This is a genomic window from Tessaracoccus yangjingae (genome assembly GCF_054483935.1).
Window position 1 is genome coordinate 264,413 of record NZ_CM137014.1, and the last position, 16,129, is coordinate 280,541.

Sequence of the window (16,129 nt, forward strand, 5' to 3'; positions counted from 1 at the left end):
TACTCGCACCTCAGTGTCAGGGGCCGCAGGCGGCCCTTGTGGCGTACGAAGGCGCGTTCCTCCAAGTCAGCCAGCGGAGCGGGGGTCACGGCAACGAAGGGCCGATGGGGTCGTGAGGTGTGTACGAGGGTGGGGGACGGCAGGGCGGCTGCGCGCAGGGATGCCCAACCCGACGGTCGCCAGGCTGGCGTCCCGCCTGAGCAGACCCGAGCCAGGGCCGCCCTGCCGGCACCCGCCCGGACCCGACCACGCCACGGACAGACAAGTGCGGGGAGACGTGAGATGAGGCCCGAGCGGCCTCAACTACCCAGCCACCGACCAAGCCGGGTCAAAGAGCAGGGTGCGGTCAAGGGCCGCACGGGCCTCGTGTCAAGGCTCTCCGCACCGTGCGCCAGAGGCTTCGACACGGGCTGCGCCGCTGCGCGGCTTGGCCCGGCTCACCCAGCGGGAATGCCTCGTGTCAGGGCTCTCCGCACCGTGCGCCCGAGGCTTCGACACGGGCTGCGCCGCTGCGCGGCTTGGCCCGGCTCACTCAGCGGGACAACTCCCTCATGTCAGGGCTACCGGCACCGGGCGCAGATCCAGGCAAGTTTTGGAAGGTGCCCAAAGGCGGTCAGGCGTTCAGCGGCGGGGTGCTGTCTCGGAGGTGGACCCTGAGTGGAAGGGGCGAGGGGGTCCAGTCGGCGTCGATGGCCGCCCGGACCGCCTGGTATCCCACCTCCTCGAGCGGGATGTGGACCGAGGTGAGCTGCGGGGTGACGTCGCTGGAGGAGGGGATGTCGTCGAAGCCCGCGACCGCCACGTCCGCACCCAGCTGACGCCCCTCCTCACGCAGCTCGTGCACCGCACCCAGCGCGACAGCGTCACTCAGCGCAAACACCAGCGTCCCCGGTTCGATGCCCGCCGCCAACGCCTCGCGCATCGCCTCGGCGCCGCCCTCGCGGGTGAACGGCGCCCGGTGGACGCGCTCGATCCGCCCTCCACCGGCGGTGAAGCCGTCGGTGAAGCCGGCCTGGCGCTGGTCCGTGGTGATCATCCCGCGCGGCGCGGCCAGCACGACGGCGCGCCGATATCCGCGGGCCGCCAGCGCCACGCCGAGCTGCCTCGCGCCGCCCCAGTTGTCGATCACAACCGATCGGAGCTCCGCCGCCCCGGGGCCGAGCGCGATCACGCGGCCGCCCATGCCGTGGATGGCGTCCACCTCCATCTGAACCGGCTCGAAGGGGACCGCAGTCCGTGACGCCGCCAGGATGACGCCCCGCGGCCTCTGGCCTCTGAGCACGCGCAGCAGCGCGGCCTCCTTCTGGGGGTCGCGGCCCGTCGTCGCGATGGTGACGAGGAATCCTGCCTCGTCCGCCGCGCGCGCCACCCCCGCCGCGACCTGGGCGAAGTACGGGTCGGCGATGTCTGCCACAAGCAGGGCGATCAGGGCCGAGGCCCCGCTCGCCACGGCCTGGGCGGACACGTTGACGGTGTATCCGAGCTTGTCTGCGGCGGCGCGGACCCGCTCCCGGTAGGGCTCAGCGACCTTGCGGGTGGACCCGTTCAGCACGCGCGACGCCGTGGCCAGCGACACTCCCGCCTCCTGGGCGACGTCGACGAGGGTGGCTGTGCCGTAGCGGCGCTGCTGTGGGCTCACCTGCATGAGTCTAGGGCTGTAGGTGGGGCGCGACCCAGCGGTCGAACGCGTCGACGGTCTCCCTGGCCACCACCTCGAAGTCCGTTGCCCAGATGGCCGCGTTGAAGATCTCCACCTCGACGTCGCCGTCGTAGCCGGTTGCCTCGACGGCCCTAGTCAGCGTCTCGAAGTCGATCACGCCGTCGCCGGGCTGATGCCGCGACAACAGCACGTCCGCCTCCAGCGGCGCCCGCCAGTCGCACACCTGGTAGGCGGCGATCCGGCCCTCACGGCCAGCCCGCTCGATCTGGGGCAGGACCTCCGGGTCCCACCAGATGTGGAACGTGTCCACCGTCACCCCGGCAGCCCGCGGGTCCAACCCCGACACCAGATCCAGCGCCTGCCCCAGGGTTGAGACGACGGCGCGGTCCGCCGCGTACATCGGGTGCAACGGCTCGACGGCCAGCGTCACGCCTGCCGCCGCCGCCTCCGGCGCCAACTCCTCAAGCGCCTCGCGCACCCTCCCCCTGGCCCCGATCAGGTCCTTCGACCCCTCCGGCAACCCGCCGGCGACCAGCACCAGCACCGGCCGCGACCCCTCCGCCCCGGCCGCGGCCAGCGCGGCCGTCTCCTCGATGGCGCGACGGTTGTCGTCCAGGGACGCGCGCCTCTCCGGCCCTGCCATGGAGGTGAAGAACCCCGCCCGGCAGTAGGAGGACATGCGCAGGCCGGAGTCGGCGAGCATCGACGCCGCGACGGCCAGGCCCACGTCGGCGACCGGCTCCCGCCACAGCCCGATGGACCGCATGCCCGAGGCGGCGGTGACGGTGAGCGCGTCGCTCAGGGTGGCGTGCTTGATGGTGGCCTGGTTGATCGACAGGCGGGGGTGCGCGGCGGTCACGGCTCAGCCCAGCGGCGAATCGTCGAGGACCACCTTGCAGCCCTCGCGGCTGGAGCGCAGCGCCGCCTCCGCGAGCTGCACGCCGCGGGCGCCGGCCAGCAGGTCGAACGGGTAGCGGGTGCCCTCGACGTAGCTGGTGAGGAACTCCTCCCACTGCTGCCGGAACCCGTTGGCGAAGACCTGGTTGGTGGGCACCTCTGCCCAGTCCGCCGCGTAGTCGTGCTCGTCGGCCAGGTCCGGGTTCCACACGGGCTTCGGCGTGGCGTTGCGGTGCTGGATCTTGGCGCCGAAGAGGCCGACGACGGCGGAGCCGTGGGTGCCGTCGACGTGGAACTCCACCAGCTCGTCGCGGTTGACCCGGACGGTCCAGCTGGAGTTGATCTGCGCGACCACGCCGCCCTCGAGCTCGAACACGCCGTAGGCCGCGTCCTCGGCGGTGGCCGTGTAGTGCTCGTCGTTCTCGTCCCAGCGGTCCGGGATGTGGATCGACGCCTGCGTGTAGACGCTCTTCACCCCGCCGAAGAGGTTCTCCAGCACGTAGTTCCAGTGCGGGAACATGTCGACGATGATGCCGCCGCCGTCCTCGGCCCGGTAGTTCCAGCTGGGGCGCTGCGCGGGCTGCCAGTCGCCCTCGAACACCCAATACCCGAACTCGCCGCGCACGGACAGGATGCGGCCGAAGAAGCCGGAGTCGATGAGGAGCTTGAGCTTCTGCAGGCCGGGCAGGTACAGCTTGTCGTGCACCACCCCGGTCTTCACGCCCGCGGCCTCGGCCAGCCTGGCCAGCTCGAAGGCCTCCTCGGCGGTCTCGGCCGTGGGCTTCTCGGTGTAGATGGTCTTGCCGGCGGCGATGGCCTTCCGCAGGGCGGTGGCGCGGGCCTTGGTGACGAGGAAGTCCGAGTAGATCTCCCACCGCGGATCCGCGAGCGCGGCGTCCAGGTCGGTGGTGTAGTCCTCGATGCCGTGCCTGGCGGCCAGCTCGGCGAGCTTCGACTCGCTGCGGCCGACGAGCAGGGGGCGGACGGTGACGCGGGAGCCGTCCGGCAGCTCGATGCCGCCCTGATCCCGGATGGCGAGGATCGACCGCACGAGGTGCTGCCGGTAGCCCATGCGGCCGGACACCCCGTTCATGATGATGCCGATCTCGCGAACGGAGGAGGATCCCTGCACCGTTTGGGCAGGCAGAGGCTCAAAAGTCGTCGTCACTCTCGGTTCCTATCTCTTGCGTTTGGACGTCGTTGGGTAAACGCTTTCCTCCATCCTGACACGCCACCCGCCCCTCCCGCAAGAGGCCCGCCGCAAATTCCCCACGGGAACTGGGAAAACGCTTGCCAAGCGTCGTGGATCAGTGAACAATGGCGGTCATGAATCGTGTCGCCGTGGTCACGGGAGGCAGCAGGGGCATCGGCCTCGGTATCTCGCAGGCCCTCATCAGTCAGGACTTCCGCGTGGCGGTGGTCGCCACCCGCCCCGAGCCCGAGGGGCTGATCGACCAGCTCGGAGGGCCGGACCGCGCGGCCTACTTCCAGGGTCGCGTCGACGACGTCGCCACCCACGCAGGCCTGGTGGCCGAGATCGTCGCCCGCTTCGGCCGCATCGACGTGCTCGTCAACAACGCCGGCGTAGCCCCGGAGGAGCGCCGCGACCTGCTGGACGCCACGCCCGAGAGCTACGACCGGGTGATGGGGATCAACCTGCGCGGGCCCTACTTCCTCACCCAGGCCGTCGCCCGGCAGATGCTGCAGCAGGAGGCCCCCGACTCGGCGGTCCGAGGCGTCGTCGTCAACGTGTCGTCGATCTCCGCCACAACCGTGTCGGTCAACCGCGGCGAGTACTGCCTGTCCAAGGCGGGCGTCTCGATGGCCACCCGGCTGTGGGCGGCCAGGCTCGCGCCCGAAGGCATCCTCGCCTACGAGGTCCGGCCGGGCGTGATCGCCACGGACATGACCGCCGGCGTCAAGGAGCGCTACGACGCCCTCTTCGCCCAGGGGATCTCCCCTATGCCCCGCTGGGGGCAGCCCTCCGACGTGGGTGGCGCCGTCGCCGCCCTCGCCTCCGGCGCCATGCCCTACAGCACCGGAGACGTCATCCACGTCGACGGCGGCATGCACCTCCCCCGACTCTGAAGGACCTGCCGTGACCGCTCCCCACCTGACACACCTCAGCCTCGGCGACGAGCTCGTGCCCGTCATCACCACCACCAGCCTGGTGATCGGCACCGGCTCGGCCGGGTACTGCGCCGCCGAGCGGCTGGCCGGCTTCGGCGCCCCGGACGTGGTGATGGTGGCCGACAAGATCCGCGCGGGGGCCTCGCGCAACGCCGGCTCCGACAAGCAGACCTACTACAAACTGACCCTCTCCGGCGGGGAGCCCGACTCGGTGCGCTCCATGGCGGAGACGCTGTTCAGCGGCGGGTCCATGGACGGCGACAACGCGCTGGCCGAGGCGGCGCTCAGCGCGCGCTGCTTCTTCCACCTCATCGAGGCAGGGGTCCCCTTCCCGGCCAACCACTCCGGCGAGTTCGTGGGGTACAAGACGGACCACGACCCGCGTCAGCGCGCCACGTCCGTGGGGCCGTTCACCAGCAAGTCCATGGTTGAATCCCTCGAGGCGCGCATCCGCACGCTCGGCATCCCGGTGATCGGCAACTGCCGGCTCGTCGACCTGCTGGCCGAGGACGGCGAGATCCGCGGGGCCCTGTTCCTGCGCACCGACGTCGGGGCCAGCCGCAACGCCGCCCTGGAGGAGGAGACGGTCGAGACCAACCGGGGCGAGGTGCCCGCGCCGGAGCCCGGTGGCACCCTGGCCCAGCAGCTCGCGAGGGAGACCTCGCGGTTCCTCGTGGTCCGCGCCACCAACGTCATCCAGGCCACCGGCGGCCCGGCGGGCATGTACGCCGACTCGGTCTTCCCCCACGGCCAGTGGGGCGGCGCGGGGGCGGCGCTGCGCAACGGCGCCCGCGGCCACAACCTCACCGAGTGGCAGTTCGGCCTGGCCTCGATCAAGCCGCGCTGGAACGTGTCCGGCACCTACATGCAAGTGGTGCCCAGGTTCGTGTCCACGGACGCCGACGGCGGCGACGAGCGCGAGTTCCTCTCCGACGTGATCGCCGACCCCAACCTGCTGGCCAGCCTCGTGTTCCTCAAGGGCTATCAGTGGCCGTTCGACATCCGCAAGGCCCGCGACGGCTCCAGCCTCATCGACCTCCTGGTCTACCGCGAGACCGCCATGCGCGGACGACGCGTCTTCCTGGACTTCCGCAGCAACCCGGTGGGCACGCTCGACCCGGCGCGGCTCGACGAGCAGGCACGCGTCTACCTGGAGCGGGCCGGCGTCGCCGACCTCCCGGGCACGACCCCGATCCAGCGGCTCCGGTACATGAACGAGCCGTCCTACCAGTTCTACCTGGGCCGGAACCCGGGCGTCGACCTGGAGACCGACATGCTGGAGATCGCGGTGTGCGCGCAGCACAACAACGGCGGCATCGCCGTCGACGACTGGTGGCACTCCTCCGCCATCGACGGGCTGTTCCCCGTCGGCGAGGCCGCGGGCGCCCACGGCGTCTACCGGCCTGGCGGGGCGGCGCTCAACTCCGGCCAGGTGGGCGCCACGCGCGCGGCCCAGTACATCGCGGCGCACCGGGCCCAGCCCCCGGATGGCGCCGTCGGCGGTTTCGACGAGGTGGCCGGCACGGCCCTGGGGCGGGCGTCGCGGCTGCTGGCCGACGCCGTCGACCGCTTCCGCGCAGGCGCCGAGGACAACACGGGCAGCCTGATCACCGAGGTCACCGAGCTGATGAGCCGCAACGCCGGCCTGGTGCGCTCCCGGGCGTCCGTGCTGGAGGCGCTGGAGCGGGTCACCGGGTGGCTCGCGAGGTACGAGGAGCTCATGGTGGTCGACGAGTCGTCGAGGCGCAGCGTCAACCGCCTGTTCCTCATCCACGACATCCTCACCAGCCAGTACGTGTACCTGCACGCCATGCGGGACTACCTGGACCACGGCGGGAACTCCCGCGGCTCGGTGCTCTACACCGACCCGGCCGGCGACCTCCCCTGGCCCGACCAGGACCTCGGCCTGCCCGAGGAGTTCCGGTTCGTGCTCGACGCGGGCGCGCTCGACGGCGTGACGCAGGAGGTGGACTGGACCGGCGACGGCGTGCCTGAGTTCGCGTGGCGCGACGTGCGCCCCATCCCCAGCGACGACGACTTCTTCGAGAACGTCTGGCGCAGCTTCCGCACCGACCACGGGGTGCCGTCGCGCACTTCTTGACTCTCCCACCTGCGGGCCGAGGTGCGAGGAGCGCAGCGACGAGCCCCTTCTGCGGGCTGAGGCGCGAGGAGCGCAGCGACGAGCCTCGAAGCCTAAGAAACGTTCCTTGTCAGCCTGCGTTTCTTAGGCTTCGAGGCCGCTGCGCGGCACCTCAGCCAGCGGGGGGAGGCCCGTCTCGCCTTGTTCCGCTGGGTGAGCCGGTCGGGCGCGAAGCGCCACCGACCGCGTCGAAGCCTCCGGTAGCCGGTTCGTGGACCTGGCCCAGGTCCACGGTGACCTCACGTCGGTTTCGACACGGGCGCGCATCGCTTCGCTCCTCGCGGCCCGGCTCAACCAGCGTCGGGGGAAGGGCCGCTGCGCGGCACCTCAGCCAGCGGTTACAGCCGCTCCGCGACACCGCGCATGTCGGCCACGGGGCTCGCGAACCCGTGGCGGTGGGTCGCGTGGTCAGCCAGGTCTGCCGGGGTGATGACGGCACCGTCGGCCGCGGCGGACGCGTAGATCGCCGCCACCATCTCGATGGAGCGGGCGGGCGCATCCGCCGTAGGCGGCAGCGGCCGCCCGGACAGCAGCGCGTCGAAGACGTCGCGGAGCAGCGGAGCGTGGTCGCTGCGCTCCTCGTGCTCGGGGAACGCCCACGCCGCCGCCTCGTCCTCGAACCCGGGGGCCGGCGTGATCTGCCAGTTCTCGTGCCCATGGCCGTAGAGGTGCTCGACGGTGACCGTCGCCTTCTGCGTGTCGATACGGACCGCGCTGACCTGGCGCGGGGAGACCGCGCTGGTGACCACCTGCGCCACGGTGCCGTTCGTGAACGTGATGGTGGCGGTCGACGCGTCCTCGGTCTGGGTCTCGCGGTCGAGGCGCCACAGGCGGCCCTGCACGCTGGCCCAGTCCCCCAGGAGGAAGCCCAGGAGGTCCAGCTGGTGGATGCCGTGGCCGAGCGTGGTTCCGCCGCCCTCGGTCTCCCACTTCCCGCGCCACGGCACGGCGAAGTAGGCCTCGTCGCGGAACCACAGCGTCTGGCAGACGGCGATGAGCGGGCGCCCCAGCGCGCCGTCATCGAGCAGCCGGCGGACGTGCGCGGCCGCGGTGCCGGTGCGCTGCTGGAACACGACGGCCAGCTCCTTTCCAGCCGCCGCGGCGGCCGCGCGCATGTCGTCGAGCTCGTCGAGCGACGGGGCCGGCGGCTTCTCCACCACCACGTGCGCACCCGCGGCGAACGACGCGAGCGTCTGGGCGCGATGCACTCCCGGCGGGGTGCAGATGAGCACAACGTCGGGGTGCTCGGCGGCGAGCAGCTCGTCGAGCGTGTCGTAGACGGCCGGGCTCCCCCACTGCGCGGCGAAGGCGTCGCCCTTGGAGCGGGTCTGGTTGGTGACCGCGACGAGCTCGGCGTGCGGGTGGGCCTCGACCGCGCGGGCATGGAAGTGGGCGACGGCGCCGGTGCCGACAATGGCGCAGCGAAGGGTCTGAGTCATGCGGATGCCCTGGATCCAGGAGTGCCGATCGCCCGGAGCTCGGCGACGAGATCGGCGCCCACGCCAGAGGCATGGACGGCCACGTCGGAGGTGCCGACGACGACCGCCGCGGACAGGATCAGCGTCTCGCCCGGAGGCAGCCGCGTCTCGGTGAAGAAGAACGGCGCGGGGTTGAGGCCCGCGTACTCCTCGCTGCGGGCGAACCACGGGTTGGGCTCCTCGGCACCGTCGAGCATGAGGACGCCGGCGGAGCGGTCTGGGGCCACGAAGGCCAGCCACGGGCCGGCCCCACCGCGCGCCGCGTCGCCGACGGCCCCCGACGGCCCCTGGATCTCGCCGCCGGTGAAGCTGACGGGACCGCGCCAGAAGATGCCGCAGTAGCCCGCATTCTCCCGGCCCTTCGACGTGGGCGAGCCGAAGCCCAGCGCCTCGCCCGAGACGTTGGTCAGGGCGCTGTGCCAGGTGAGCGCCCAGGTGTCGTCGTCGACCGGGCCGGCGGTGAGCTGACGCTCCTCGGTCAGCACGAGCGAGCCGTCCTCGGCCACCCAGTCCAGCCGCTCCAGGAGTTCGGCCCAGTCGTCGCGCGCCCCCACCTCGAAGGATCGGTGCACCTGCGCCCCGTTGTTGGGCAGCTGCACGTACCCGCTCCCGTGCACGTAGGTGGGCCCTCCCCAGAAGTTGTGGGGGCCCACCACGGGCAGCGCCAGCGAGAGCCCCTTGTGCCAGACGTGGTCGTCGGGACGGTAGGCGGTGACGTCTGCGCCGGCGCGCGTCCGGAGAATCGCGTAGGGACGCGGCGACTCGAGCTGCGCCTCCGTCGGCTCGTGGACGTACTCGGCGACGGTGACATCGCCGTCGACCAGCAGGAGCCGACCTGGCCCGGTGTCGAACTTCATGGGACCTCCACGGTGAGGATGGGCGGGGCGCCCGCCTCAGCGGGCAGGCACGACAACACACTAGAGGAATTGTTGGGAAAGCGCTATCCTAACTTCGTCTTCATCCCGATGAACCCAAAGGAGGGCTCATGCACGTGGCCGACAATCGGATCATCCCGGTGGTGGTCATCAACCAGGCCGAGCGCGCTGCGGCGCTGGGCGAGGCGCTGGTGGCAGGCGGCATCCCGATCGCCGAGGTGACCTTCCGCACCGAAGCGGCGCCCGAGGCGATCCGGCGGATGTCCGCCAATCCCGCGCTGCTCGTCGGCGCGGGCACCGTGCTGAGCGTCGCCCAGGTGGACCAGGCCGTCGACGCAGGCGCCCGGTTCATCGTCTCCCCCGGGTTCAGCGCCGCCGTCGTCCAGCGCGCCCAGCACCACGGCCTCCCGGTCTTCCCCGGGGCGGTCACGCCGTCGGAGATCATGGCCGCCCTCGACCTCGGCCTGACCACCCTCAAGTTCTTCCCCGCCAACATCTACGGCGGGGCCGCCGCGCTCAAGGCGCTCGGGGCGCCCTTCCCGCAGGTGCGGTTCATCCCGACCGGCGGCGTCTCCGCGGCCAACCTCGAGACCTACCTGACGCTCCCCAACGTCGCCGCGGTCGGCGGCTCCTGGATGGTTCCGGCCGCCGCCGTCGACGCCGGCGACATGGACACCGTCCGCACACTCTGCGCCGAGGCCTCCGCCGCCGTCGCCTCATTCGCAACGGAGGCCTGACATGGGCACCCTCACCCTTCGTCCCGCCGACGAGTGCCGCTACCAAGCGGTCTCGCTCGGCGAGGTCATGCTGCGCCTCGACCCGGGGAACCTGCGCATCCGCACCGCCCGCTCCTTCGACGCGTGGGAGGGCGGCGGCGAATACAACGTCGTCCGCGGCCTCTCTCGCGTCTTCGGCCTGCCGACGGCCGCGGTCACCGCGCTCGTCGACGACGAGGTGGGCCACCTCGTCGAGGGCTTCATCCTGGCCGGCGGCGTCGACACCCGCTGGATCAGGTGGGCGAAGAGCGACGGCGTCGGCCGGACTGTCCGCAACGGCCTGAACTTCACCGAACGCGGCTTCGGCGTGCGCGGCGCGAAGGGGGTCTCAGACCGGGGCCACACCGCGATCTCGCAGCTGCGCCCCGACGAGATCGACTTCGACCGCCTGTTCGGCGAGGCCGGGGTCCGCTGGCTGCACACCGGCGGCATCTACGCCGCCCTCTCCGAGCAGTCCGCCGCGACGGCCCTGGCGGCGGTGAAGGCGGCCAAGAAGCACGGCACGGCCGTCTCCTACGACCTGAACTACCGCCCCAGCCTGTGGCAGACGATCGGCGGTCAGGCCCGCGCACAGGAGGTCAACCGGGAGCTGGCCAGGTATGTCGACGTGATGATCGGCAACGAGGAGGACTTCACCGCGGCCCTCGGCTTCGAGGTCGAGGGGGTCGACGAGCACCTCGCGGAGCTGCCCATCGAGGGCTTCAGGGCCATGATCGAGCAGGTCGCGCAGGCGTACCCGAACATGTCCGTCATCGCCACCACCCTGCGCACCGTCCGCTCGGCCTCCATCAACGACTGGGGCGCCGTGGCCTGGTCAGCCGACACCGGCCTGGTGCAGGCCACCCACCGCGAGGGCCTCGAGATCCTCGACCGGGTGGGCGGTGGGGACTCCTTCGCCTCCGGCCTGATCTACGGCCTGCTCACCGGAGAGCCGCTCTCCACCTGCGTCGAGTACGGCGCGGCCCACGGCGCGCTCGCCATGACCACTCCGGGCGACACCTCGATGGTGACCACCGCGGAGGTGCTCAAGCTCGCCGGCGGCGGTAACGCCCGGGTGGATCGGTAGCGGGCCCCCTCCCTGTGGGCTGAGGTCCCGCGAAGCGGCTTCCCCCCGCTGGCTGAGGTCCCGCGAAGCGGCCTTCCCCCGCTGGCTGAGACCCCGCGAAGCGGCCTTCCCCCCGCTGGCTGAGGTGCCGCGAAGCGGCCTCGAAGCCTAACAAACGCGAGCTGACAAGGAACGTTTCTGAGGACGAGGCTCGTCGCTTCGCTCCTCACACCTCAGCCAGCGGGGTCGGACCTCGGGCAGCGGTGGGGGGTGGGCTCTCCTCAGGCTGCGAGGAGGCGCAGCTCCAGCGGGGTGCCGGAGCGCCAGGCGACGGCCAGCCTCGGTCCGGTCAATGCGTCCGATCCACCCGCGTAGCGGACGGCTTCGCCGGGCTCGTAGAAGGCCGCTGCGCTGAGGGCGGCACCCGTCGGTTCGACGGCCCATGCCTCGCCGTCGGCCGTGGTGATCCGGACGGGCCCCCTGGCCACCCAGAGGTCCGGCTCGTCCCCCGGATCGGCCCCGGTGACGTCTGCCGGGGCTGCCCCCAGCGCGAGCTCCAGACACATCGGCACCGCCGGGCCGTCGGTGTCGACCCTCACGCGGATCCCGTCGTCGAGGCGCTCGACGGTGACCGTGGTCGCGAGCGCGACGGTGTCGCGGCCCCGTTCGTCGAAGGACATCCTGGCGGCGAAGCGGCCCTCGAAGCCGAGGCCGTACTCGCCGGCGGGGTTCCGGCGCCCGGGGTCGAGCGGCTGGTAGTAGGCCGCCGCGACACTCTCCCGGAGCGTGACGGTGCCTCCGTCGCGCACGATGGCGTCCGCGCGGAAGGGACCGAGGCCGAAGAACGCGCGCGACAGCCGCATCCCCGTCACACGCACCCCGCCGCGCCGGTAGGCGGCGAAGGCGGGCTCGTGGTTGACGCCCGAACAGACCCTGCCAACGGCCGCCACGTCAGAGGCCGCCCGGACCACCAGTTCCTCGTCCTCACCGACGAACAGCGCCAGTTCGCTGGCTGCCAGGTCGTGCCAGCCGCTCTGGCGGTGCGCCTCCGCGGAAAGCGCCGGCTCGACGACGGAGCCGTCCAGTAGCCCGGCGGCGATCTCCACCGGGTCTCCGCCTCCGGCCGCGGCGCAGCGCTCCGCCATGGACGCGCAGAGCCGGCACCCGAAGGCGCCTGCGGTGGTGAGGTAGCCGAACTCGAAGGGCGCGACGGAGAACCCGCGCCCCTGATCCTGGCGGCGGGACTGGAGGGTGAGCACGGACCCGTCGTCGGAGGTGAGGAGCGCGTGCGTGTGCAGGTTGCGGTGCACCACGTCGAGGAGGTCCGCCCGGCCCAGCAGCGAGGCCAGCACGGTGAGGCTGGGGTTGCTGACGTAGGCCGCGTAGTTGGGGCTGCGCTCGGAGTAGAGGCCGTCGCTCTGCACGTCGACGCCCTCGGCGAGCCACTGCTGTGCGCGGCTCGTGAGCGACGCGTCGCCCAGCAGGGCGCCCGAGCGGGCGAGCGCCGACGCGATCTCCCAGCGGTGGTTCGGCGTGTGCACTCCCCCGACCCTGAGCGCCCCGGCGACCGAGGAGACGATTCCCTCCACCCGTCGGCGCACCTCCTCCCACGGGTCACCCATGGCGTCCGCGGCGCGCAGGACCAGCGCCAGCCGCGCCAGGCCGTTGATGCTGAAGCTCGTGTCGGGCGGGGAGAGCACGTTGTCGCCGACGACGAACAGCCCCGTGCTCTCGTCCTGCTGGCGCGCCAGCGAGTCGAGGGCCGTGAGAGCCACCGTGGTTGCGGCGTCGTCGACGCGTCCCTCCAGCAGCATCCAGTAGCAGGCCGCCTCGGCCACGTGCTGGAGGCTGCGGTGCGGCGCCTCGGCGCCAGTCCTCACGTCCGGCCCGCTCCAGGTGTCGTGGAGCGAACCGATGACCCGTCGCCGCAGGGCACCCACCGTCGTCACCCCTTGAGCCCGCTGTTGAGATCGGCGTTGAGGATGTACTTCTGGAACAGGATGAACACGAACCCCATCGGGATGATCGAGATCACCGAGGCGGACAGCAGCACCGACCAGTCGATGTTCTCGGCGCCGACGATGGAGCGCAGCGCCACCTGGAGCGTGTAGAGGTTCGGGTCGTTGAGCACGAGCAACGGCCAGATGAAGTCGTTCCAGCGCCAGTGGAAGGAGAAGATGGCCAGCGTGAACGCGATGGGCTTGGCCAGGGGCAGCATCATCGACCAGAAGATCCGCATCTCGCTGGCGCCGTCGATGCGGGCGGCCTCGAGCAGTTCGTCGGGCACGCTGCGGTAGTACTGGCGGAACATGAAGATGCCGGTGGCGGTGATGATCGACGGGATGATCACGCCGGGGAGCTGGTTGTAGAGGCCGAGGTCGCGGATGACGATGAACGTCGACGGCATGATGACCTCGGTGGGCAGCATCGTGGTGGCGAGGATGCAGATGAAGAACACCTTCAGCCACTTGTTCTTGTACTTGGCGAACGCGAAGCCGGTCATGGCGCTGACGATGACGGTCAGCACGGTGGTGACGATGGCCACCACGGCGGTGTTGCGGAAGTACAGGGCGAAGTCGTAGCGCGACCAGGCCGTCTGATAGCCCGCAACGGACCAGTCCTCGGGGAGGGCGGTCAGGGGGTAGCGGAAGAGCTCGCCGGCGGGCTTGAAGGAGCTGAGCAGGAACCATGCCAGCGGCACGATGAACAGCAGGGCCATGCCCCAGAGGACTGCGGTCTGAACCGCGGACGGGATCCAGTGGCCGGGCTCGCGGGTGCGACGGCGACGGACTGTGGTGGGCGTGCTCATTCGTACTCAGCTCCCTTGTCGAACTGCATCTGGATGCCGGCGATGACCAGCAGGAGCAGCATGAGGATGACCGACGCCGCGCTCGCGTAGCCGATCTTGGCCCGTTCGAAGCCGGTCGAGTAGATGTACTGGACCATCAGGTTGTTCCGCGTGCCCGGTCCGCCGCCGTTGAGGGCCTGGATCAGTGCGAACTCCTTCATCGAGCCGATCGTGCTGAGCAGGATGACCATGAAGGAGGTGGGCTTGAGCAGGGGAAGGGTGATCTTCCAGAATTGCTGCCCGGTGGAGGCGCCGTCGATGCTGGCAGCCTCGTAATAGGACTGGGGGATGTTCTTCAGCGCTGCCGAGAACAGGAGCATGGAGAAGGCCATGCCGCCCCAGATCCCTGCGATGACCACGACGAACAGCGACAGGTTGGCGTTCGACTGCCACGAGACCGGCGCGACGCCGATCAGGCTGAGCAGGTAGTTGACCAGCCCGAAGCTCTCGCCGAACAGCCAGCGCCAGATGACGCCCGCCACGATCGGGGAGACGAGCCACGGGAGGAAGAAGATGACGCGGGCCACGCCGGCCCCCTTCGTCCGCGGGCTGGTGATCAGCCACGCGGACAGAAGGGAGACGACGAAGCCCAGCGGCACCGTGATGACCGCGTAGGTCAGCGTCCGGAACAGCGCGCTGTAGAAGTCCTCGTCCTGGAACAGTTCGACGAAGTTCTCCAGCCCGATCCAGTCGGCCTCGCCGATACCGCGGTAGTCGGTGAAGGCGTAGTAGATGCCGAGGCCGCCGGGCATGACGAAGAACAGGACGAACAGGACCATCGTGATGACGGTGAAGGACAGGGGTGCCAGTTGCGGGATGCGGTTGCCCCGCCGCTTCCGGCTTTCCACAGGCGTGCTCATAGGCGCTGATGCCTCCTTGGTCGGTTGGTCGGTCAGCTCAGGGCGTCGGTCATCTGCTCGGAGATGTTGGCCATGGCCTCGTCGATCGTGACCTCGTCGTTCAAGTACTTGACCGTCTCGTCGCGGATCGGGTCACCCTCCGTGGTCTTGCCGGCAACCGCGTTGCGGATGTCGTTGGCCAGCGCGATGCCCACCGCATCAGGCGAGACGGCGATCTCCTCGTTGTAGATCTCGAAGGCGTCCTGGTTGCCCGAGTAGGTGGGCTCGATGCCGTCGGAGGCGGGCAGCATGGAGGAGTACTCCATCAGCCGGGTGTAGTTCTCCGGGGTGTAGAGCCAGTCGACGAAGTCGAGCGCCTCCTGGGTCTGGCCGGTCTCCTCGAAGACCACCATGTCCGCCGCGTTGCCGAACATCGTGGCGCGCACCGGCTGGGCCGGCATGCGGACCGAGACCCACTCGAAGTCCGTGATCTCGGCGTCGAAGGACGCGATCTGCCACGAGCCGGAGTAGTAGGACGCCACCTGGCCGGACTTGAACAGCGCGGCCGGGTCGTCGGCGCTCAGCCACACGGAGCGGGGCATGAACTTGTCGTCGTTGAGGGTCTTGAGGTACTCGATCGCCGGCTGGGTGGCGTCGTTGGTCTCGTAGACGCCCTCGTCGTTGGGCAGCCAGAGCTCGGAGCCGAACTGGAAGAGGAAGGACTTCAGGCGGTGCGAGGAGCGGTCCATGACCATGCCGTACTTGGCGCCAGTGGCCTCCTGGACGCGCGTGGCTGCGGCCACGTACTCGTCCCAGGTCCAGACGTCGTCGCCGGAGGTGGGCCATGTCTCGCCCGCCTCATCCCAGAGCGTCTTGTTGAGGTACAGGCCGACGGCGGTGAGGTCGCTGGGCAGCGAGAGCGCCTCGCCGTCCTCGGTCACCTTGGCCAGATCCATCATCACGCCGTTCTTCTCGCCGATCTCGGAGAGGTCGGCGAGCTGGTCGATCCATGTGGGATCGACCGATGGCATGCGGGCGAGGGCGGGAAGGTCGTTGGCGAGGGCCGCGTTCTTGACCTTGACGGCGAGGTCGTCGTACGCGAGGTCGACGACCTCGATCTCGACGCCGGTCTCCTCCGTGTACTCGGCGGCGAGCTTGGCGTAGCCGCCGCCCTGGGAGGTGTCGCCGGAGAGGTAGAACTGCAACGGCTCACCGCTGGGGGCCTCTGCCCCGCCGCTGGTGTCCGGATCGGTTCCGCCGGCGCAGGCCGCCAGCGGCATCAGCAGCGCCATGGCGACGCCGAGGGTGAAGCGCTTCTTGAGCACTGGAACTCCTTTCGTGGTCACACGCCGTCTTTGGCTCTCGCCCGAGACGTCAGCGTGCGATCGGGTTCCTTCACGTTAGCAAGCGCTTTCCCAAATGTCACGCGTTTTGTGTGAAC

The 16,129-nt window shown here is 70.5% G+C and carries 13 protein-coding genes; 4 read left to right on the plus strand and 9 right to left on the minus strand.

The features are described from left to right. Positions 1-613: 613 nt before the first annotated feature. The 3 genes from ACX1D3_RS01220 to ACX1D3_RS01230 are packed head-to-tail and all read right to left on the minus strand — an operon-like array spanning position 614 to position 3,725. On the minus strand, positions 614-1,639 hold the full coding sequence (locus tag ACX1D3_RS01220) for a LacI family DNA-binding transcriptional regulator (protein WP_458995160.1): 1,026 nt from the start codon (positions 1,637-1,639) through the stop codon (positions 614-616). Positions 1,640-1,649: 10 nt separating this feature from the next. Continuing rightward, positions 1,650-2,519, minus strand: a complete 870-nt coding sequence (locus ACX1D3_RS01225; protein ID WP_458995161.1) for a sugar phosphate isomerase/epimerase family protein — start codon at positions 2,517-2,519, stop codon at positions 1,650-1,652. Positions 2,520-2,522: 3 nt separating this feature from the next. Continuing rightward, positions 2,523-3,725: a Gfo/Idh/MocA family protein gene (locus ACX1D3_RS01230; protein WP_458995162.1), complete on the minus strand. Its 1,203-nt coding sequence runs from the start codon at positions 3,723-3,725 to the stop codon at positions 2,523-2,525. Positions 3,726-3,883: 158 nt separating this feature from the next. Here ACX1D3_RS01230 and ACX1D3_RS01235 point away from each other — a divergent pair, with 158 nt between their 5' ends. Together ACX1D3_RS01235 and ACX1D3_RS01240 are read left to right on the plus strand one after the other, a co-directional pair. After that, positions 3,884-4,645, plus strand: a complete 762-nt coding sequence (locus tag ACX1D3_RS01235; protein ID WP_458995163.1) for a 3-ketoacyl-ACP reductase — start codon at positions 3,884-3,886, stop codon at positions 4,643-4,645. 10 nt (positions 4,646-4,655) lie between these two features. Beyond that, positions 4,656-6,788, plus strand: a complete 2,133-nt coding sequence (locus tag ACX1D3_RS01240) for an FAD-binding protein (RefSeq protein WP_458995164.1) — start codon at positions 4,656-4,658, stop codon at positions 6,786-6,788. A gap of 377 nt (positions 6,789-7,165) precedes the next feature. Here ACX1D3_RS01240 and ACX1D3_RS01245 read toward each other — a convergent pair whose 3' ends face one another. Both ACX1D3_RS01245 and ACX1D3_RS01250 read right to left on the minus strand, forming a co-directional pair. Continuing rightward, on the minus strand, positions 7,166-8,266 hold the full coding sequence (locus tag ACX1D3_RS01245; protein WP_458995165.1) for a Gfo/Idh/MocA family protein: 1,101 nt from the start codon (positions 8,264-8,266) through the stop codon (positions 7,166-7,168). After that, positions 8,263-9,162 (minus strand): DUF6807 domain-containing protein, encoded by a 900-nt coding sequence (locus ACX1D3_RS01250; protein ID WP_458995166.1) that lies wholly within the window; start codon positions 9,160-9,162, stop codon positions 8,263-8,265. Before ACX1D3_RS01250 ends, ACX1D3_RS01245 begins: the two co-directional genes overlap by 4 nt. A 128-nt stretch (positions 9,163-9,290) precedes the next feature. On the opposite strand from ACX1D3_RS01250, the gene ACX1D3_RS01255 reads away from it, so the two are divergent. Further along, positions 9,291-9,917 (plus strand): bifunctional 4-hydroxy-2-oxoglutarate aldolase/2-dehydro-3-deoxy-phosphogluconate aldolase, encoded by a 627-nt coding sequence (locus tag ACX1D3_RS01255; protein ID WP_458995167.1) that lies wholly within the window; start codon positions 9,291-9,293, stop codon positions 9,915-9,917. Between the two features lies 1 nt (position 9,918). Then, positions 9,919-11,022, plus strand: coding sequence for a sugar kinase (locus ACX1D3_RS01260; protein WP_458995168.1), 1,104 nt, complete (start codon positions 9,919-9,921; stop codon positions 11,020-11,022). Positions 11,023-11,282: 260 nt separating this feature from the next. Here the strand turns inward: ACX1D3_RS01260 and ACX1D3_RS01265 are convergent, their stop codons facing one another. Genes ACX1D3_RS01265 through ACX1D3_RS01280 form a run of 4 tightly spaced genes read right to left on the minus strand, consistent with a single transcriptional unit; the run spans position 11,283 to position 16,013 of the window. Then, entirely contained in the window at positions 11,283-12,941 is a 1,659-nt protein-coding gene (locus ACX1D3_RS01265; RefSeq protein ID WP_458995169.1) for a hypothetical protein, read from the minus strand. Between the two features lie 5 nt (positions 12,942-12,946). Beyond that, entirely contained in the window at positions 12,947-13,810 is an 864-nt protein-coding gene (locus tag ACX1D3_RS01270; RefSeq protein ID WP_458995170.1) for a carbohydrate ABC transporter permease, read from the minus strand. Then, a complete protein-coding gene (locus tag ACX1D3_RS01275) occupies positions 13,807-14,709 on the minus strand; it encodes a carbohydrate ABC transporter permease (RefSeq protein ID WP_458995171.1) in 903 nt (300 codons plus the stop codon). The genes ACX1D3_RS01270 and ACX1D3_RS01275 overlap by 4 nt, the downstream gene beginning before the upstream one ends. 32 nt (positions 14,710-14,741) lie before the next feature. After that, positions 14,742-16,013: an ABC transporter substrate-binding protein gene (locus tag ACX1D3_RS01280; RefSeq protein ID WP_458995172.1), complete on the minus strand. Its 1,272-nt coding sequence runs from the start codon at positions 16,011-16,013 to the stop codon at positions 14,742-14,744. Positions 16,014-16,129 lie beyond the last annotated feature (116 nt).